Genomic DNA, 20,152 nt, shown 5'->3' on the forward strand with positions numbered 1-20,152 from the left:
ATAATTTTTTCAACAACTTTGAACAATAGTTACCCACAAGCATGGAATCTGTGTATAATACATACTTCCGGGTTTAGTTCGGCAAGAAGGAGGTTCACTAGTGGAGCATTTAGAAAACCTTTGGCAGGAAGTGCTGTCGAAAGTGGAAGAAAAAATCTCCCGGCCCAGTTTCGAAACGTGGCTGAAATCGACAAAACTTTTATCGTACGGGGCGGAAAACGTCACGATCGCTGTCCCGAATTCGTTTTCGAAAGAATGGCTGGAGAGCCATTATGTACACTTAATAACGGGAATTTTGTCCGAGCTGACAGGAGAAGACCGGCTCATTCAATTTGTCGTGCCTGAAGACATGGCGGAAAAGGATTTCGCGGTGCCGAAACCGGTCGTCAAGAAGACGGAGAAATCACCGGTTGCAACGACAGCGGCCATGCTGAATCCGAAATATACGTTCGACACGTTCGTCATCGGCTCGGGGAACCGGTTTGCGCATGCTGCGTCACTCGCGGTTGCGGAGGCGCCTGCGAAGTCGTATAACCCACTGTTCATCTATGGAGGTGTCGGTCTCGGGAAGACCCACCTGATGCATGCGATCGGCCATTATGTCCTGGAACAGAACCCTTCTCTTAAGGTTGTCTATTTGTCGAGCGAGAAATTCACCAATGAATTCATCAACTCGATCCGCGACAACAAGGCCGGGGAGTTCCGCGACCAGTACCGCAGCGTAGATGTCCTGCTGATAGATGATATTCAGTTCCTTGCGGGAAAAGAACAGACGCAGGAAGAGTTCTTCCATACGTTCAATACGCTGCATGAGGAATCGAAACAGATCGTCATCTCAAGTGACCGTCCGCCGAAAGAGATCCCGACGCTCGAGGACCGGCTGCGCTCCCGTTTCGAATGGGGGCTGATCACCGATATCGCGCCGCCTGATCTTGAAACACGGATTGCGATCCTGCGCAAGAAGGCGAAAGCGGATGGTCTTATTGATATCCCGAACGAAGTGATGCTATACATCGCCAACCAGATCTACACGAACATCCGGGAGCTTGAAGGCGCCCTGATCCGCGTTGTGGCCTATTCGTCACTCGTCAATATGGATATCACGCCTGACCTTGCGGCGGAAGCGCTGAAGGATATCATCCCGAATGCGCGTCCGCGCACTGTCACGATCGTTGACATCCAGAAGACGGTCGGGGAGCACTTCAGCGTGCGGCTGGAAGACTTTTCAGCAAAAAAACGGACACGTGCCATCGCATTCCCCCGCCAGGTCGCGATGTACCTGTCGCGCGAGCTGACAGATGCATCCCTGCCGAAGATCGGGTCCGAATTCGGCGGGCGCGATCACTCAACCGTCATCCATGCCCACGAGAAGATTTCGAAGATGATGAAAGACGACAAATCGCTGCAGCAGGACATCGAGGATATCCGGGCAGCACTCGGACGGAGCTGACAGGACTGTGGATAAACGTGGATAACCGATGCACATCCGCACACAGTTTGTGCACATGTGGAAAACGTTGCGCCAGCTCCGTTCAGCGGTCTTATCCACATGTGCACAGGCCCTACTACTATTACTACGATCTTTAAAACAATTAATTCTCTATATAAGCGAGGGGTATCCATGAAATTTGAGATTATGAGAGACAAGCTGCTCGAAGGACTCAGCGATGTGATGAAGGCGATCAGTCAGAAAGTGACGATCCCGATCCTGACAGGCATCAAGATCGAAGTGAATGACAAAGGATTGACGATGACCGGGAGCGATTCGGATATTACAATCTGTGCATCGATTCCGGTGGAACAAGACGGCGAGCAGATCATCCAGGTGGTCGAAAGCGGAATGATCGTGCTGCAGGCGAAGTTCTTCAGCGAAATCATCCGGAAACTGCCTACAAATGACGTCGTGATCGAAGTGACGGAGGGCATGCATACGCATATCCGCTCCGGCAAGTCGGAATTCCATCTCATCGGCTCAGATCCATATGAGTATCCAGTGCTGCCGGAAGTCTCGGACGAACACCGTATGTCCATGCCTTCGGATCTCATCAAGTCGATCATCCGGGAGACGGTATTCGCGGTGTCCCAGCATGAGACCCGCCCGATCCTGACCGGTGTCCATTGGGAGCTGAAAGACGGGGAGCTCGTCTGTGTCGCCACGGACAGCCACCGTCTTGCGAGCCGCAAGATCACACCGGAACACGTTCCAGACGAGCCGTTCAGCATCGTCATCCCCGGGAAGAGCCTGCAGGAACTCAATAAGATTCTGCCGGATACGCAAGACCCTGCCGAAATTATCTTCGCGGATCAGCAAGTGCTGTTCAAAACACGGAACGTCCTGTTCTATTCGCGACTGCTGGAAGGGAACTATCCGGATACGTCCCGTCTGATCCCATCCGAATACAAGACTTCGGTGACGGTGAACGGCAAGCACCTGCTGCAGGCGATCGACCGGGCATCGCTGCTAGCGCGTGAAGACCGCAACAACATCGTCCGTTTCTCAGCGGAAGGCGGCAATACGCTCGAGATCTCCTCGAACTCCCCGGAAGTCGGGAAAGTCGAGGAACTGATCGAAGCACAGGAAGTGACCGGCGAGGAACTGAAGATCTCGTTCAGCGCGAAATACATGATGGATGCATTGAAAGCCATTGACGGACAGAACATTGAGGTCCATTTCACCGGCACCATGCGCCCGTTCATCTTGAAAGCGACAGACAATGAGTCGATTTTGCAGCTCATTCTGCCTGTCCGCACATACTGAGGAGAAAAGGATGGCCTTATTACGGCTATCCTTTTTACTTATAGGGGAAAGTCCGGTAAAATAGAGGGACCAACTAACTTTTATGGAGGATGGCATGCAGATGGAAGAATTACAGTTCGATACGGAATACATTACACTCGGCCAGCTGTTGAAGATGGTCAATGCCATCAGTTCCGGCGGCATGGCAAAATGGTTTTTAAGTGAAAACATCGTGTACGTCAAAGGGGAGGGAGAACAGCGCAGAGGGCGGAAGCTGTATGACGGGGATATCGTGATGGTGCCGGGTGCAGGCAAATTCAAGCTTGCTGCCGCTCCGGATGGAAACCGAGATGTATATTGACCGCCTCGCGTTAACGAACTACAGGAATTACGCCTCTCTCGATTTATCTTTTTCTCCGCATATTAACGTATTCATTGGCGAAAATGCGCAAGGCAAGACGAACGTCATGGAAGCGATCTACGTGCTTGCCATGGCGAAATCCCACCGGACGTCGAACGATCGTGAACTTATCCGCTGGGGCCAAGAGTATGGTAAAATAGAAGGGGATATCGAACGCAAGTACGGGCATCTCCCAATTGAGCTGATCATTTCAAAAAAAGGGAAAAAAGCCCGGGTTAATCATATCGAGCAGAACCGGCTGAGTTTGTATATCGGGCAGGTGAACGTCGTCATGTTCGCACCTGAGGATCTCAATCTCGTCAAAGGGAGCCCGCAAGTGAGGCGCCGTTTCCTTGACATGGAGATCGGACAGATATCGCCGGTCTATCTGCATGACTTGCTGCAGTATCAGAAACTCCTGAAACAGCGGAATGCAATATTAAAAGCCAACCGCGGCAGCCGTCAGCTGAACGATGTCATGTTTGACGTCTATACCGAACAGTTCGTCGACAAAGCGGTCCAAATCATAAAGAAACGGTATTACTTCCTGGATCTCCTGCAGAAATGGGCAGGGCCGATCCATCACGGCATCTCACGCGGTCTTGAAACGCTGGAAGTCTCGTATCAGACGCTGAAAGAGCTGTCGGCAGAACAGACCGACAGTGAGATGAAAGAAATCCTGCTCGCCAAACTCGCGGAAGTGAGGATGCGGGAACTGGAACGGGGGCTGACGCTCGCCGGTCCGCACAGGGATGATCTGGCGTTCACGGTGAACGGCTACGACATCCAGACATACGGGTCTCAGGGGCAGCAGCGGACAACCGCCCTGTCCCTGAAACTTGCTGAGATCGAACTCGTACGCCAGGAAGTCGGGGAAGCACCTATATTGCTGCTCGACGACGTGCTGAGTGAATTGGACGACTACCGCCAGTCCCATCTCCTCAATACCATCCAAGGGCAAGTACAGACATTCGTGACCACTACTACCATCGCAGGGATCGAACACGAAACGATCCGTCAGGCCGCTGTCTATGAAGTGGCAGCCGGGACCGTGACGAAACGGGAAGACAGCCGACCTGCGGAGCAAGAATAGATACCGGAAAACAAGACCGGAAAGCCGGCGTGTTCGGAAAGGAAAGGTGAACAGTTTGGCCATGGAAGAAAAAGAACTGCAACAAGCATATGATGCCAATCAGATCCAAGTGCTCGAGGGGCTTGAAGCCGTCCGCAAACGGCCTGGTATGTACATCGGGACGACAAGCGGGAAAGGACTGCACCACTTGGTCTGGGAGATCGTCGACAACAGTATCGACGAAGCACTTGCAGGGTACTGCGATCATATCGAAGTGACGATCGAAAAAGACAACTGGATCCGCGTGGATGACAACGGACGCGGCATCCCGGTCGACATCCAGGAGTCGACCGGCCGTCCGGCAGTTGAAGTCATCATGACCGTCCTGCACGCCGGCGGGAAATTCGGCGGCGGGGGATACAAAGTATCAGGCGGGCTGCACGGCGTCGGAGCTTCCGTCGTCAATGCGCTGTCCGTCGAGACGGAAGCATTCGTGCGACGCAACGGGAAACTGTACTCTATCAAATTCAGCCGCGGGAAAGTCGTCCAGGAACTGACGGAGATCGGTGAGTCCGTAGAAACCGGGACATCGACCCGCTTCAAGGCCGATCCCGAGATTTTCACGGAAACGACGGAATACGAGTATGGAGTTCTGGCCCACCGGCTCCAGGAGCTCGCCTACCTGAACCGCGGCCTCCGGATAACGATCACCGATGAGCGCGGCGAAGAACCGCACACGGATACGTATTACTACGAAGGCGGCATCAAGTCCTACGTCGCACACCTGAACGAAAACAAAGAGCCGATCTTCGACGAACCGATCTTCATCGACGGGGAACGGGACGGGATTTCCATAGAGATCGCCATGCAGTATAACAGCGGCTATGCGGAGAACCTGCTGTCCTTCGCCAACAACATCAACACATACGAAGGCGGGACGCACGAATCCGGCTTCAAGACCGCCCTCACCCGGGTCATCAACGACTATGCCCGCAAGAACGGCCTGCTGCGGGAAGCGGATCCGAACTTGACAGGGGATGATGTACGTGAAGGATTGACGGCCATCGTCTCGGTTAAACACCCGGACCCGCAATTCGAAGGGCAGACGAAAACGAAACTCGGCAACTCGGAAGTGAGTACGATCGTGAACTCGCTCTTCTCGGAAGGATTCCAGCGGTTCATGCTCGAGAATCCGCAAGTGGCCCGCAAAGTCATCGACAAGAGCCTGATGGCGGCACGCGCACGGCTTGCTGCGAAAAATGCCCGGGAATTCACCCGCCGCAAGTCAGCGCTCGAAGTATCGAGTCTGCCAGGCAAACTTTCCGACTGCTCATCCCGGAACCCTGCGATCAGTGAACTGTACATCGTAGAGGGAGATTCCGCGGGAGGTTCCGCGAAAGGCGGACGGGACCGTCATTTCCAGGCGATCCTGCCGCTGCGCGGGAAGATCCTGAACGTCGAGAAAGCACGTCTTGACCGGATCCTGAGCAACGAGGAGATCCGGATGATGATCACAGCACTCGGCACAGGGATCGGCGAGGAATTCAACCTTGAAAAGGCACGATACCATAAAATCGTCATCATGACGGATGCAGACGTCGACGGAGCCCATATCCGGACACTCCTCCTGACTTTCTTCTTCCGTTTCATGCGTCCGCTCATCGAAGCAGGATACGTATACATCGCTCAGCCGCCGCTCTACCGGGTGAAGCAGGGCAAGCACGAAGAATACTGCTTCGACGAAGAAGAGCTGCAGGCGATCATGCAGCGTCTGCCGGCCAGCCCGAAACCGATCATCACGCGCTACAAAGGTCTCGGTGAGATGGATGCGACACAGCTTTGGGAAACGACGATGAACCCGGATCAGCGTACATTGCTCCAAGTCCACTTGGAGAATGCGATCGAAGCGGATGCCATCTTCAACCGCCTGATGGGCGATGAGGTTGCACCGCGACGGAAGTTCATCGAGGACAATGCGATTTACGTCAAGAATCTGGATGCCTGACCGACAGGCACCCGGACGGTTATGGAGAGCCGTTCCCTTACCGCCAGGCGGCAAGAGGGACAGGCTGAAAGGAGTATGACAACATGGCAGATCTGCCAAAACGCGGTGTGCAGGAAATCAATATCAGCAAAGAGATGGAGACCTCATTCCTCGACTATGCAATGAGTGTCATCGTCTCCCGGGCGCTGCCCGACGTGCGGGACGGACTGAAACCGGTCCACCGCCGTATTTTGTATGCAATGCAGGATCTCGGGAACACAGCGGACAAACCGCATAAGAAATCCGCGCGTATCGTCGGCGACGTCATCGGTAAGTATCACCCTCACGGCGACAGTGCGGTCTACGATACGATGGTCCGGATGGCACAGGACTTCAACTACCGGTATATGCTCGTGGACGGTCACGGAAACTTCGGATCTGTCGACGGTGACTCCGCCGCTGCTATGCGGTATACCGAGTCCCGGATGTCCAGGATCGCCATGGAACTGCTGCGGGACATAAACAAAGACACGATCGACTACCAGGACAACTATGACGGCCAGGAAAAAGAGCCGGTCGTGCTGCCGAGCCGGTTCCCTAACCTGCTCGTCAACGGGACATCCGGTATCGCGGTTGGTATGGCGACGAACATTCCGCCGCACCACCTCGGGGAAACGATCGACGGTGTACTTGCGCTTGCGGATAACCCCGCTGTCACGACTGAGGAATTGATGGAGATCATTCCGGGTCCTGACTTCCCGACCGGGGGGATCATCCTCGGACGGAGCGGTATCCGCCGTGCCTACGAAACAGGACGCGGTTCCTTGCTCGTCCGGGGGAAGGTTGAAATCGAACAGGCGTCAAGCGGCAAGGAGACCATCCTTGTCCACGAACTTCCATACCAGGTGAACAAGGCCCGTCTGATCGAGAAGATCGCGGATCTCGTCCGCGAAAAGAAGATCGACGGCATCACCCACCTGGCGGACGAATCCGACCGGACAGGCATGCGCATCGTCATTGAAGTCCGCCGGGACGCCAATGCGAATGTCGTGCTCAATAACCTGTACAAACAGACCGCCCTGCAGTCCAGCTTCGGCATCAACATGCTGGCGCTGGTGGACGGACAGCCGAAGGTCCTGTCGCTGAAAGAGATTCTGTATCATTATCTCGAGCATCAGAAAGTGGTCATCCGCCGCCGGACGCAGTTTGATCTGAAAAAGGCGGAAGACCGTGCCCACATCCTGGAAGGACTGCGGATCGCGCTTGACCATATCGACGAAATCATCGCCCTCATCCGCGCATCGAAGACGACGGATGAAGCGAAAAGCGGCCTCATGGAGCGGTTCAGCCTGTCCGACAGGCAGGCCCAGGCCATCCTGGACATGCGTCTGCAGCGGCTGACAGGCCTCGAACGCGACAAGATCGAGGAAGAGTACCAGCAGCTCGTCACGCTGATCAACGAATTGCGGGCGATCCTCGCAGACGAGCACAAACTCGTAGAGATCATCAAGGAAGAGCTCGAAGAAGTGAAACAGCGTTTCGGCGATAAGCGCCGCACGGACATTACAGTTGGCGGCATTGACATGCTGGAGGACGAGGACTTGATCCCTGAAGAGAATTCCGTCCTGACATTGACACACCAAGGATATGTCAAACGGCTTCCGGCAAGCACATACCGCAGCCAGCGCCGCGGCGGCCGGGGCATCCAGGGGATGGGAACGAATGATGATGACTTCGTCGAGCACCTGCTCAATACGTCGACACATGATACGATCCTGTTCTTCACGAGCAAAGGCCGCGTCTTCCGGAAAAAAGGCTATGAAGTTCCGGAATTCAGCAGAACGGCGAAAGGCCTGCCGATCGTCAACTTGCTGGACGTCGAAAAAGACGAGAAAGTGACGACGATGATCCCTGTACGGAAGTTCGAGGAGAACCAGTACTTGTTCTTCACGACACGGGAAGGTCTTGTGAAGCGGACATCCATCATGGCGTTCGCGAATATCCGCTCGAACGGTCTGATCGCATTGCGGTTGCGTGAAGAAGACGAACTGATGAATGTGAAATTGACGGACGGCAATGCGACTATCGCCATCGGCACACGGGACGGTATGCTGATCCAGTTCCACGAGGATACGATCCGCCCGCTGAGCCGGACAGCCAGCGGTGTCATGGGGATCCGTCTGCGCAACGGTGATCATGTCATCGGGATGGATATCGTCAGGGAAGATGATGAGATCCTCGTCGTCACGGAGAACGGGTTCGGGAAGCGGACACCGGTTTCCGAATACCGTCTCCAGTCGCGCGGCGGGTTCGGCTTGAAAACCTTGCACATTACTGAACGCAACGGCAAAATGGTGGCCATGAAGACAGTCAATGGCAGCGAGGATCTCATGCTGATCACCCTGCACGGGATTTTGATCCGCATGGATGTCCACGATATTTCCATCATCGGCCGGAGCACGCAAGGCGTCCGTCTCATCCGCCTCGGCGATGAGGAATTCGTGGCGACCGTGGCCAAAGTCGAGAAGGAAGAACTGGAAGAGATCCAGGACGAAGAAGCATTGGCAGAAAGCGAAGAGCCAGTATTGCAGGAAATTGAAAACCATCTGACATCCGAGGACAGTCTGGCAGAAACGCCGGATATACCGGAGGACAAGGACGAATAAAGCAAGTACCGGTCTGGAAAAAATTCCAGGCCGGTATTTTTTTCATCCATGGAATAATGTATGATGGAAACATAGGACAATAGTAAGAGATTGCCCAACCCGAAAGGAAATGCGGTGAACTGAATGGAAAACTATAGAAACCTGGGTGATTTGAGGCCCGGTGCTATACTGGCGGAAGACGTCTTTGCCAATACTGCCTCCCCGATCGCACGCAAAGGGACGATGCTGGACATGGACCATCTCGAAGTGCTCGACCTGTTCGGTGTCAAACGAGTGAAAGTCGAGGAGCGGATCGTGAACCGGGTCCAGCACGACCAGCGGGATACACCTGCCGGAAGTATGACTGACACGGATCTGGACCAGCTCCTTGAAAACAAGATCAGCAGAACAGCAGATCTCCATATTCTGTACAACAAAGCAGTCAATGACTATAAAAGGGAGTTCACATCCTGGCGGTCCGGGGTGAAATTGGACATCGCCAAAGTGCGGCTGCTCATCTTGCCGCTGCTCGAGACTTATATGGAGCACAGGAAGATGCTCGTCGTTTTGAATGAGTACTCGAACCGGAAAGAGTACCTCTATCATCACGCAGTGTCGGCCGGTGTGCTGACAGCAGCACTTGCCAGCCAGCTCGGACTGCCGAAAGGGATCACTCTGCAGCTCGGTCTCGCCGGCACATTGGCGGACTGCGGCATGGCCAAGATCCATCCGCCCCTTCTGGAGAAAGCTGCATTCCTGACAAAGACCGAGTTTGCCGAAGTGAAAAAGCATCCGGTATTCAGCTATCAGATGATGCAGGACTCGCCGCTGCTCAGGCAGGAGATGAAGCTTGCCGTCCTGCAGCACCACGAACGGCTTGACGGAAGCGGCTACCCGAGAGGCGACCAGGGCGAGAAGATCTCCCAGTACGCACAAGTGCTGGCGGTGGCGGATGTCTTCCACGCCATGACATGTGAGCGGGTGTACCGTTCGAAGGAATCGCCATACAAAGTGGCGGAAATGCTGAAAGAGGAAGATTACGGCAAGTTCGACCCGGCTGTGCTGGATGCCTTATATGAAATCATCGGAACACCAGCGAGAGGGGACCAGGTCATCCTGACAAACGGAGACGTCGGCGAAGTGGTGCTCACCAACCCAGGAAGACCCTTCCGTCCGTCCATCCGCTTGAAAAGCACAGGTGAAGAAGTCGACCTCGCAGCACACCGGTCGATTGCGATTGAAAAGATCATCAGCTGAATGCTGGTGATTGATTAGTGAATCGAAGCATCTAGGAAAGGGAACGGGAGTGTCCGGTTTCCTTTTCGTAGATGCTTTTCTTAATGGGAGAAGGCAGTTTTCCATCTGCACTTTCGAGGCAGGCAACCAAGCAAGCAAACGAGTTTACAATTTAACTTGCAAGGACCGGATTTACGTGGTAAGATAGATCACGTTGCTCTTACAGAAAGAGAAACGGATTCCTGTTCGCAGGAAAAAGAAACTTCATTTAAAGTGTTGACAGCGTGATTACAGGATGATATACTGTAAGAGTTGCTGAAAACAACAACTGAACAACATGAACCTTGAAAACTGAACAGCAAAATGTCAACGAATTATCGTCTGTGAAACCGACCCCGTCGGCGGAACAGACACAAACCAGATCAACAGATCTGATATGTTGGCAAGTGGCCTTTTTTTATACATAAATTAGCTGCCGTTTCCTACATTTCTAGTGTGCCATAAACAACCAGTTACATGTATATTCTACAATCTGGCATAACGGATGCAACTCGATTTTCCACAAACTCGTTCTGTCAAATCTCCCGATTACCTTCTGTAAAAAACCTTTTTAGAAGCAGTTCTCACGAATAATTGACCTATCAGAAATACAATAGCGGTGAATATGATAGCAAGATTTCGCCCGATCGGATTGAACCAATCATTATCGTCAACGATATAATTTGAAGCCAAAGCTACCGATACTATCGCTGCTACAACATTCACCAACACAACATATTGAATTCTTATGAGACCCGATAAAAAGCCAACAACCAAAACAAATAGAACCGAAGCCCACAACAAACGAGTCCCTGTTAGATGCCGTCCATATTCCCAAAAATGAAATAAGAATGCTGCGGGTATAAGACTTAGGATGAACCACAGAACTTGTAAGACTTTTTTCAATTAAATCAATCCTCTTTCGTGTTACCCGATTGCATAACGAACGCAAATCGTTTTATTATTATTGCCCCCGATGACTAAATAAAAAGCTACAGTAAAAGAGTATTTAACCCAAAAACTCTATTTCTTCGTTTTCCTTTTTCATACGAATCGTTATTTTACCTAAGCACTGCTCTGGTGTCGCATATCCACTTTCCACCTCTTTAAATAGCTTGGCCATTAACGATTGGATATCTCTTAATGTTTTATCTTCTGAAAGTTCATGAACACGGATAAACTCGCTACTTTTGTAAGCATTTACTGTTCCCGCAACGTCTTCTTCACCAAACGCTCTAACTTCAATCTCTACTTTCATATTTCTACCTCCAATAAGCTTTAAACTATTTTTTTGGTTTCGTTTTTTTATGATTTGATCTGTTCACAGTGTAGGCTCAATCATTTATAACGCAATCGCGCCCTTTAAAAAAACTATCCTCTCAAAATATTTTTGTTAAATTCTACCAACTATTGCATAGAGAAATGCAAGAAAGATAGCACCCAATGAAATGGAAAGTAAGGAGATATACTTTAATAATCCTTCTTCTTTCTTTAAGAAAGCAATGATACTAATTACTATCCCTGTTGAATAGATACCAAAGCCAACGAATATTCCCCACCAACCCAGCAAATCAATATTAATCGGAGGAAAAGCCATAGATGCAATGAAAATGCCAACGAAGATCAGAATGATGGAGTACTTACTATATTTTCTATTCACTTCACACATCCCCCTTAGTAACCTAAATGGGCCTTTTCTGGAACATCGTTATGCAGTTATAGCGACCGATTGTGACGTATTTAACTTCCACAACAATCCCGAGTAGCTTAGATAAAAGGACGGTAAACAAGAAAATAACCTGTTAAAGTTATTGCAATAGTGGTTGCTGAATAAACCAGTTTATTATTTGATTTTCGATAGAACCACAAACCTATTATTATCAAACTAAAGAAATCAAAAACAAACTGAAACAAAAAGGTATGATTGTAATATAAATAGATACCCACACCAATTGTTTCTGCAGCTAAACCGCTTACTGGTAATGCATATAAAACGCTGCTCAGTTTATTATCTTTGTTCCAGTAGTAAAGAACATAACTAATAGCACTGCAAACTAAAGCAAAAACATTATACAGCATAAAAATATCCCATTGAAATTCTCCATTGTTGTAGAATCTGGGAATTAAAAAACCGAGTACATATAACAAGAAGTAATAACTGAAATTCATACTTAATAGGTACAATAAAACGTTAATAGCAGCATCTTTATTCGATATACTAAAGTATATAATTAATGTGACGGTTAGCATCCAAAAGCCAAATAAAGTAGCAATTGAACTGAAACTCCATATGTCATCATTCGGGAAAAAGTCTGATAGTCTAGTTATTATGCCTGCAGTCAATCCTAACCCGACAAACTGCAGGTAAGACTTAAAAGTGATTTTGCGCTTTCCGTAAGTTACCGCTACTGTCATTCAAACTCTCCTTCTACCTTACCCAATTCAATGCCACGATTGCGCTACAGCGTTGTGCTATTATCGTGCCTTTATCTAGAATAACTTTATACAAGTTTTGCATTAAGTACAGGAAACGTAATACCAGTTCTTTTTCATTTTTTTCATTTTCACTATATTTGCTGCAAGGTCTTCATCGTTTGGTTCGACTCCATTCGGAGAAAAAACATAACCAGAAAAGTTATCAAGGATCCCTCTGTTAGTGAAGAAAACAAGCTTTTCATTAACTTTCATTACTTCGTTTGCGTCTGATAATGTTGAACTTTTATAGTTTGCAGGAATATGAAAAAGGTTTCCTCCTGTATTCGAAGATTGTATTTTCCCATCCGAAATTAAATTAGCCACCTCTACTCTTTCATCAAGATTATAATTGAATTCAGATTTTTGGAATAACGGAGACAAGGGATTAGCTAATAACAAGAAGAACAACAGTAAGCTCATTATCAAAGGGATGAAATTTTTTCCTTTTTCTTTTCTTTTGAAGAAACCAATACCCAAAAGTATTAATAAAAATACTCCTCCTACAAACATAATCAGAAACAAAGGGATATTTACGAAAAGCCAAATTGGAAAATTAAAAATAAAATGTCTAAAAAATTCATTGATAATATAAAGCGTTATTAGCACATCGAGTGCAATTGTAATCCATTTGTTTCTAGAACTCATTTTTCATCACCTACTTATCCGAATTATAATGCTGTGACGATTTACATTTACAGAGGTTTCTCCTGTGAAAATCACCACACAGGACCCTGTCAGCAAAATTTAGAACTTCTCGATAACTAGACAATATGGCCCAAAATGAAAATACGAGGCGCATATCCTTATTCAAGAAGTGTGCCCTTTTGCTGATACCTCTAATCTCAAGTTATTTTTTTTGAGAACCCCGTACTTTTACCTACATAGCCATTACTTTTATAAAAAGCATGTGCCGCTTGACGCTCTTCTCGATTACCACTGTTTAAAGTTATAACTACTGCACCTTGTTGAATCGCCCATTCTTCACAAGCTTTTAAAAGCTTTGTGCCAATCCCTTGCTTACGTTGTTTGGTGCTTACAACAAACGCAGTAATACGGACATATAAACCAGTAAATTCAAAAGCAAGTGCCTTACACACCCCTGCAAAACCTATAACTTGATTGTTCTTAACAACCACTAATGCTTCATAATCTACATGCTTATGCAGTAAATCCAATCGCTTCGTTAATTCTTCAAGTGTTGTTGGATATCCTAATTCACTCATCAGCTCAACTAAGTCTGTATAATCTGTTGGTTGTATTGCTCTAATTTCAGTTGTCATTTACTTCACCTTTCCTACAAATTGAAATTAAACTAAATAGCCCGTTTGATGAATGAACACGAATCTTTGTTCCAAAATTCCACCCGATGACGGAAGTTGTAATTACATACCTTTAAACCAAACCTAGTTCATAATGGAAAAATTGTGTGTCTCGTTCGTATCCGTTTTTCTCATATAATTTTTGAGCAGCGTAGTTATCTGGAGCGGTCTCCAAAACGATACTTTTTGCGCCTGTACTGACAGCGTAGTCCTTCGCCATCTGTAAGAGCATTTGCCCTATCCCCAGTTTTCGAGCTTCTTGATCAACAAACATATCATTCAATATCCATGATTTTTTCATAGAGATTGACGAAAAAATAGGATACAGTTGTGCGAAACCCACATACTTCTGATCATTCTTAACAACAAATATTACTGATTCTTCATTTTCCAACCGTTCTTTTATGTATTTCTTTGCTCCCTCCAAATCTGACGGTTTTTCATAGAACATGCGATATGAGTTGAATAAGTTTGATATCCCATCTAAATCCTCTATCGTAGCTTGATATGTTTCCATTTGATATTCCCCCAATAGTTTTAAGGTATATATTTTGTATTTTTCACTGAATATTTTCTCTTGAATTATCACTTTAACAGCATACTATTCATTTACCAAACGAGCCCTAAACACAACAATCCACTCACAACTTACGCTTATCTTCTTCGATAGCCTTCTGCTTTTTTCTGTAAAAATAACGCCATGTATAAAACACAGTGAAAAACATAAAGAGCGAAATGTACTGATACGGTTGTTTGCCGAAATAGATAAGGGGGACCCCTGTCAGGATCGTTGGAAACGACAAATAAAACCACATCCGTAATTCCTTATGTTTTCCTTCTGATTGGATCCGTCCGTTCATGTGCGGTTTTTTCCAACTATGCGTTCTTGCGGAATATCGATAAGCTGGGCGTCTTAGGCATCATGCGTTTTTTCCATTCTACCATTATATTACTGGCAACACATTATTTTCTGTCAATCTATATCCTGCTCGTTCCCATGCCAAAAAAGGGCATCGGTCCACGTATGGATGATGTCCCTGTTCGGATGTCCGTCTTCTTTCATCTGACCTGCTCGATCAGCTCTATATACTGCGTATCGCCATATCCGATCATCGGGAATGTGCGGAACAGGTGCTGCAATAAGTCGTCCCCCTGCAGCTGCGGGTTGCTACGGATATTGCGGGTCACCGGATTGTCGGCTTCCTGCATCGCCAAGTACCAGCCGACCGCCTGATGCAGGACGGGCAGGAGGCTGCAGGAGGGCTGCTTGTGCTCGATGAGGACGCTCCGGTACACATCTTCATAGCAGCCGAGTGTGAGCTCCGTCTGGTCCACCTTGAACTCGTCTTCCCGGAAACTGTTCAGGAACACGCGCCCCGTGAAGCCGGACTGCTCCAAATACGCGAGCACCGTGAGCGCATTCATCTGGCAGAACATATCCTCGCCGAACCAGAGGACGACACTGCGGAAACCCCCGTCGAGCATCGGCTGCAGCGGCACAACGACATGGGTGTGATACGCTTCCCGCGTCTCCCCGTGGCCGGCCGACCGGATACCGATAAACTCATCGCCGAACACCGGTGCCGCCGTCTCGTGAACGCACATTGCTTCGTTGAAGGGCACATATTGTGAATCGCCCATCAGCTTCTTTTCTGCAAAATCCTCGTACATCATCTGCCCGTTCAGGACGTTCAAGACGTCCCTTTCAAACAACTCCCCGGAATCGGCCTGCAGGCGGGCCATTTCCAGTTCTCTCGCTCGGTTCATCGCAATCATCCCCTTATCTGAAGTGACGGAGAGTTTCGGGAAGGACTGGACCGGCGGTTGGCCGAGCTGGAACGCTTTCGGGCTGATGCCGAACACCCCTTTGAATGCCCGGCTGTATGCCTCCTGGGACGAATACTGATAGTCGAACGCCACGTCGAGGATCGGGCGCTGCTCCGCCAGGTCCTTCATCGACCTGTACAGTCGTCTCTGCAGGACGTAGCGCCGCAGGCTCATGCCCGTCGCCTGATGGAACTTGAACGAGCAGTAATACGGCGAGTACCCGATGTACGTTGCCAGCCCGTCCAGCGAAAAGCGTTCGGTCAGCCGCCCTTCGATCCAGTCGATCATCTCTTGTATTACGTCTTTCATCCGGTATCCCTCCTGTTTTCCAGTATAGCGGGGAGTGCCGGCCGCGTTTTGATAGTTGTTGTGGTGAACACCGTCATTGCCCTGTCGTACCGGCACTGACAATACGGACGAGCTGGCGGTTCAGCTCATCGACGGTGTAGCTGAAGTCGTGCTGGCACCAATGCAGCAGCATGCCGATGATGGCGTTCGCCTGGTATGCGCTGAACAGACCAGCATCGATGCCGACGCGCACTTCCGCTTCCGGATCCGTCAGCAGCAGTCCCTTCACTTCTTCGAACAGCAGATAATAATATTGGAGCGGCACATTTTTCGAGAAGACGATCCGGTAGAACCGTTCGTACTTTTTGACGTGATGGAAGATCCGGATCGTGTCCGGATCGAGCTCACTCGTTTTCAGGACGGCGACATGCCGGTACGGCTCCTGATAGGAGACGGCAAGGTCCGCTGTGATTTCCCGGAAGTATTCCTCGAAGACATCCTCCACGCGGCCGTAATGCAAATAGAAAGTCCCCCGGTTTACGCGGGCCGTCCTGCACAGTTCCGTGATGGAGATCGTCTCCAGGCTTTTTTCATCCAGCAAAGTGAGCAGCGCCTCGTGCAGCGCTTCTTTTGTCTTGACGATGCGCATATCGGTTTTCAATGAATTCAATCCCTCCTGCACAGTTGCCGGTTTTTTGTTCACTACTGAACGGTTTCCTGTTTTTTGACGATTGCAACAGTTCTTGGACCATCTTATAATTTTATTGAACAGTTGTATAGTAAATGAAGGAGGCGGAACAGATGAGATTGGAAGGGAAAGCGGCGATTGTGACAGGTGCGGCGTCAGGCATGGGGAAAGCGATTGCGGAGCGGTATGCGGCAGAAGGGGCACGGGTGATTGTCTCGGACATGAATCTGGATGGAGCCGATGCAGTGGCGGAAGCGATCCGGGCAGCCGGCGGTGAAGCCGTGGCGGTCAAGACGGACGTGACATCGGAAACGGACGTGCAGGCAATGTTCGACGCAGTTGCGGAACACTTCGGCAAACTGGACATCCTCGTCAACAATGCTGGCATCATGGATGGCATGGAGCCGGTCGGTGAAGTGACGGATGAACAGTGGGAGCGGGTCTTCTCGGTCAACACGACAGCCGTCATGCGCACGATGCGGATCGCGGTCAACCAATTCCTCGAACAGGGGCATGGCGTCATCGTCAACAATATTTCAGCGGGCGGCCTCTACGGCGGACGGGCTGGCGCTGCGTACACTGCATCCAAGCATGCGGTCGTCGGCCTGACGAAAAACACGGCGTTCATGTATGCCGGCAGCAACATCCGGACGAACGGCATCGCGCCCGGAGCTGTTGCAACCAACATCAGCGCCTCTATGAAAAGCATCAGCGAATTCGGGGCCGGCCGCCAGTCTCTTGGTATGGCCCTCAACCCGCGCATCGGCCAGCCGGAAGAAATTGCGGAGCTCGCCGTCTTCCTCGGCTCAGATGCCGCCAGCTTCGTCAACGGACAAGTCATCGGTGTCGATGGCGGCTGGACGGCTTATTAAGGAAACGGGTAACCAACCGTAAACAAACCCGGCAGCCGATATGAGGCTGCCGGGTTTTACTGCGGTTCCTTCGAACCCGCAGCGTAATTCTGTCATTCCCAACTCGCCAGCTGCCCGGCAAGGAACTGACTGTCCATGAAGAAATCGATCAGCAGCGCGTTCACCCGCTGCGCCTCCTCGAGGTGTACCCAGTGCGTCGCATTCTCAAAATAGACGACCCGCCCGGCATCACAGAATGCAAGGCTCCTAAGTGCAAGCTCCCGGCCGAGAAACGGATCGCGGGCGCCCCAGATGACGAGCACCGGAACGGGCACACGATACGGTGGCTCCGGTGCGAACAGCGTCCTGACGTTCGCCCGGTACCAGTTGATCATCGACCTTAGGGCTTCCGGCTGCGACCAGGCTTCCTCATAATGTACCAAGTCTTCTTCCGTAAAGGTCCCTGGCCGGCTGCTGCCCTTCAGCATTCGCCACAACGGCTTATAGCCGCCAGCGCCGAGTGCTTGTTCCGGAACCCCGCGCAGCTGGAAGAAGCCGGCGTATGAACTGCGGAAGAGCTGCAGCGGATGCTTGACCGTATACCGCCCCATCGCTGCCTCGTGCGGCGCATTCAGGATGACGAGCCGGTCGACCAATTCCGGATACCGGCGTCCCACATTCCACGCGACAATGCCGCCCCAGTCATGCCCGACGACGATCGCCTTGTCCCGCCCGGACACCCGGATCAGCCCGGCAATGTCCGCCGCGAGCCGGTCCACCCGGTACGCGGACACGGCTTCCGGTTTGTCGCTCCGGTTATAGCCCCTCTGGTCGGGCGCCCACACCCGGTATCCCTGCTCCGCCAGCGCATCCATCTGCTTCCGCCAGCCATACCAGTACTCCGGAAATCCATGCAGCAGGATGACGAGCCCGCCGTCCGCCGGTCCTTGCTGGACGACGTGGAGCGTGATTCCGTTCACGTCGAGATGTGTATGTTCCCGCGAAGAAGACATGAAAAAACCTCCTTTTCAGAGTAGATGAACCCGTGCCGCCGTCCGGTAAGTTTCGACGGACAGCGCGTTGAATTCATCTATACCCTGAAAAGGAGGGTCCTATCCGGCCGCCGAGGATCGCGCGTGCCGTGTGATAACCGCTCAGTGCGGACGACAGCGTGCCCGGCCCGGGGAAGGACTGCTCCCCCGCCAGATAGAAATCCGGCAATGAAGAACTTACGCTTTTCGGACGGAGGATCGCATTGCGCACCGTCAGCGGAAACCCGCCGACCGCCGTCTTGCCGATGTACCGTTCGTACGTCGCCGGCGTCCCCGCGTCCGTCCGCTGTACATACCGGCGGATCGGCAGCACGTCCTCGATCGCATCGAGCATCGCGTCCGTGAGTGCCTGCTTCTTCGCCTGATACGCTTCTTTCGGCCGCCGCTCCCATCCGTCCGTCTCCGTATGGATGGAACAGGTCATCATCACTTCACCGGCGACCGGTTCATTGTCTGCGTCAACGGACGGCAGGAATGTGACATACACCGGCCCATGCCCGCCTGCTTCGTACACCGGATGCCCAGCCTCCGGCATGATCTGCAGCGCGAACGGCAGCGGACGGCTGTCCAAGTGGTCATGGCGGAAGGCTTCATCCAGAACAGCATCGATCCGGAACGCGCCCCACGAAAACTCACCGTCCTCCGCATGGCTCGTCCCGATACCGAACGACACGCCCGTACTGTTGACGACCGCGTCATACAGGTCGCTGCGCTTCCGGGTCACCACCCGCCAGCTCGAATTCTCCCGGTTCAGCGATGTGACGGGCGTTGCCGTCAGCACCTCACCGCCAAGCTCGCGGATCCGTGCGGCCAGCAGCTCGCTCAGCTGCCCGATGCCGCCGTGGACAAAATAACTCCCCCGCCTATAAATATCGAGCGCGAGGCTCGACGGCAGCAGCGCCGCGTGCCGGCAGTCCGTCTGCGCAGCATCCATCAGCTGCGCATCCAGGAACCGGCGGAACGGTTGATACGTTTCGAGTCCATGGGCTTTCAGCAGATCCCCGACCGTCCACAGCGCACGACGGGCGAGCGGCAGCAGACGCAGCGGATGTTTCACCCCGTATGCCGGCAGATACCCAAGATCATACAGCCGCCGCACCGGCAGTGACACACCCGTTGAAGTGACGCTGAACACCGTCTCGCCGATCCGCGACAGCTCCTTCCAGAACGCCAGCACCTCCGCCCCCCGCTCCGGAAACGCCCGCGCCAGTTCCGCCTGCCACCGCAGCCGGTCGCGGCAGATCGACACCGTCCGGTCCGGCAGCACGATATCCATCGGGTGCTCCAGCAGCTCAGCCGGCACCTTGTTCCCGAGCCGGCCGAACAGCCCCGTCAGCAGCCCGTCCTCCTCCAGCCCGAACGCAATCGTTGCCCCCGCCGGAAATCGCCTGTCCCGCCGCGCATACGAACCCGCCGAACCCCCGACCGTCACCGCCTTCTCCAGCACCGTCACCCGGCACCCGTGCTGCGCCAAAAACGCCCCAGCCGTCAGCCCGCTGATGCCGCCGCCGAGGATGCAGATGGATTGGGTCATGGAAA

At 51.5% G+C, this 20,152-nt stretch carries 18 protein-coding genes; 8 read left to right on the forward strand and 10 right to left on the reverse strand.

The genetic code is table 11. The features are described 5' to 3' along the window. Positions 1-100: 100 nt before the first annotated feature. The 7 genes from dnaA to NFU03_RS15090 all read left to right on the forward strand — a co-directional run bounded on the left by dnaA (position 101) and on the right by NFU03_RS15090 (position 10,095). Positions 101-1,450, forward strand: a complete 1,350-nt coding sequence (gene dnaA / locus NFU03_RS15060; protein WP_251639945.1) for a chromosomal replication initiator protein DnaA — start codon at positions 101-103, stop codon at positions 1,448-1,450. A gap of 171 nt (positions 1,451-1,621) precedes the next feature. Further along, positions 1,622-2,758, forward strand: a complete 1,137-nt coding sequence (dnaN, locus tag NFU03_RS15065) for a DNA polymerase III subunit beta (RefSeq protein WP_251639946.1) — start codon at positions 1,622-1,624, stop codon at positions 2,756-2,758. A gap of 100 nt (positions 2,759-2,858) precedes the next feature. Continuing rightward, the gene (gene yaaA / locus NFU03_RS15070; protein WP_251639947.1) at positions 2,859-3,098 is read left to right on the forward strand and encodes a S4 domain-containing protein YaaA; all 240 of its coding nucleotides are present in this window, start codon (positions 2,859-2,861) and stop codon (positions 3,096-3,098) included. Then, positions 3,088-4,230, forward strand: a complete 1,143-nt coding sequence (gene recF, locus NFU03_RS15075) for a DNA replication/repair protein RecF (protein ID WP_251639948.1) — start codon at positions 3,088-3,090, stop codon at positions 4,228-4,230. Before yaaA ends, recF begins: the two co-directional genes overlap by 11 nt. A 61-nt stretch (positions 4,231-4,291) precedes the next feature. Next, positions 4,292-6,214: a DNA topoisomerase (ATP-hydrolyzing) subunit B gene (gene gyrB / locus NFU03_RS15080; RefSeq protein WP_251639949.1), complete on the forward strand. Its 1,923-nt coding sequence runs from the start codon at positions 4,292-4,294 to the stop codon at positions 6,212-6,214. Positions 6,215-6,297: 83 nt separating this feature from the next. Then, positions 6,298-8,859 (forward strand): DNA gyrase subunit A, encoded by a 2,562-nt coding sequence (gyrA, locus tag NFU03_RS15085; RefSeq protein WP_251639950.1) that lies wholly within the window; start codon positions 6,298-6,300, stop codon positions 8,857-8,859. 123 nt (positions 8,860-8,982) lie between these two features. Continuing rightward, the gene (locus tag NFU03_RS15090) at positions 8,983-10,095 is read left to right on the forward strand and encodes an HD-GYP domain-containing protein (RefSeq protein WP_251639951.1); all 1,113 of its coding nucleotides are present in this window, start codon (positions 8,983-8,985) and stop codon (positions 10,093-10,095) included. Positions 10,096-11,122: 1,027 nt separating this feature from the next. On the opposite strand, the gene NFU03_RS15095 is transcribed toward NFU03_RS15090, so the two are convergent. The 8 genes from NFU03_RS15095 to NFU03_RS15130 all read right to left on the reverse strand — a co-directional run bounded on the left by NFU03_RS15095 (position 11,123) and on the right by NFU03_RS15130 (position 16,671). Next, the gene (locus NFU03_RS15095; protein WP_251639952.1) at positions 11,123-11,371 is read right to left on the reverse strand and encodes a hypothetical protein; all 249 of its coding nucleotides are present in this window, start codon (positions 11,369-11,371) and stop codon (positions 11,123-11,125) included. A 135-nt stretch (positions 11,372-11,506) separates the two neighbouring features. Further along, positions 11,507-11,773, reverse strand: a complete 267-nt coding sequence (locus NFU03_RS15100; protein ID WP_251639953.1) for a hypothetical protein — start codon at positions 11,771-11,773, stop codon at positions 11,507-11,509. 107 nt (positions 11,774-11,880) lie between these two features. Further along, positions 11,881-12,528, reverse strand: a complete 648-nt coding sequence (locus NFU03_RS15105) for a hypothetical protein (RefSeq protein WP_251639954.1) — start codon at positions 12,526-12,528, stop codon at positions 11,881-11,883. A gap of 102 nt (positions 12,529-12,630) precedes the next feature. Then, the gene (locus tag NFU03_RS15110; RefSeq protein WP_251639955.1) at positions 12,631-13,233 is read right to left on the reverse strand and encodes a hypothetical protein; all 603 of its coding nucleotides are present in this window, start codon (positions 13,231-13,233) and stop codon (positions 12,631-12,633) included. Between the two features lie 197 nt (positions 13,234-13,430). Further along, positions 13,431-13,868, reverse strand: coding sequence for a GNAT family N-acetyltransferase (locus NFU03_RS15115; RefSeq protein WP_251639956.1), 438 nt, complete (start codon positions 13,866-13,868; stop codon positions 13,431-13,433). A gap of 112 nt (positions 13,869-13,980) precedes the next feature. Next, a complete protein-coding gene (locus NFU03_RS15120; protein ID WP_251639957.1) occupies positions 13,981-14,424 on the reverse strand; it encodes a GNAT family N-acetyltransferase in 444 nt (147 codons plus the stop codon). A 542-nt stretch (positions 14,425-14,966) separates the two neighbouring features. Then, positions 14,967-16,043 (reverse strand): helix-turn-helix transcriptional regulator, encoded by a 1,077-nt coding sequence (locus NFU03_RS15125; protein WP_251639958.1) that lies wholly within the window; start codon positions 16,041-16,043, stop codon positions 14,967-14,969. 73 nt (positions 16,044-16,116) lie between these two features. Continuing rightward, positions 16,117-16,671 carry a TetR/AcrR family transcriptional regulator gene (locus NFU03_RS15130; protein ID WP_251639996.1) on the reverse strand — a complete coding sequence of 185 codons (555 nt, stop codon included), beginning with the start codon at positions 16,669-16,671 and terminating at the stop codon, positions 16,117-16,119. A 152-nt stretch (positions 16,672-16,823) separates the two neighbouring features. Between NFU03_RS15130 and NFU03_RS15135 the strand changes: the two genes are divergently transcribed. Then, positions 16,824-17,582: an SDR family oxidoreductase gene (locus NFU03_RS15135; protein ID WP_251639959.1), complete on the forward strand. Its 759-nt coding sequence runs from the start codon at positions 16,824-16,826 to the stop codon at positions 17,580-17,582. A 92-nt stretch (positions 17,583-17,674) separates the two neighbouring features. Here the strand turns inward: NFU03_RS15135 and NFU03_RS15140 are convergent, their stop codons facing one another. Then, positions 17,675-18,574: an alpha/beta fold hydrolase gene (locus NFU03_RS15140; protein ID WP_251639960.1), complete on the reverse strand. Its 900-nt coding sequence runs from the start codon at positions 18,572-18,574 to the stop codon at positions 17,675-17,677. A 73-nt stretch (positions 18,575-18,647) separates the two neighbouring features. Further along, positions 18,648-20,147 carry a phytoene desaturase family protein gene (locus NFU03_RS15145; RefSeq protein WP_251639961.1) on the reverse strand — a complete coding sequence of 500 codons (1,500 nt, stop codon included), beginning with the start codon at positions 20,145-20,147 and terminating at the stop codon, positions 18,648-18,650. Positions 20,148-20,152: the final 5 nt, after the last annotated feature.

Source organism: Sporosarcina sp. NCCP-2716 (assembly GCF_023707985.1).
Taxonomy (GTDB): Bacteria; Bacillota; Bacilli; order Bacillales_A; family Planococcaceae; genus Sporosarcina.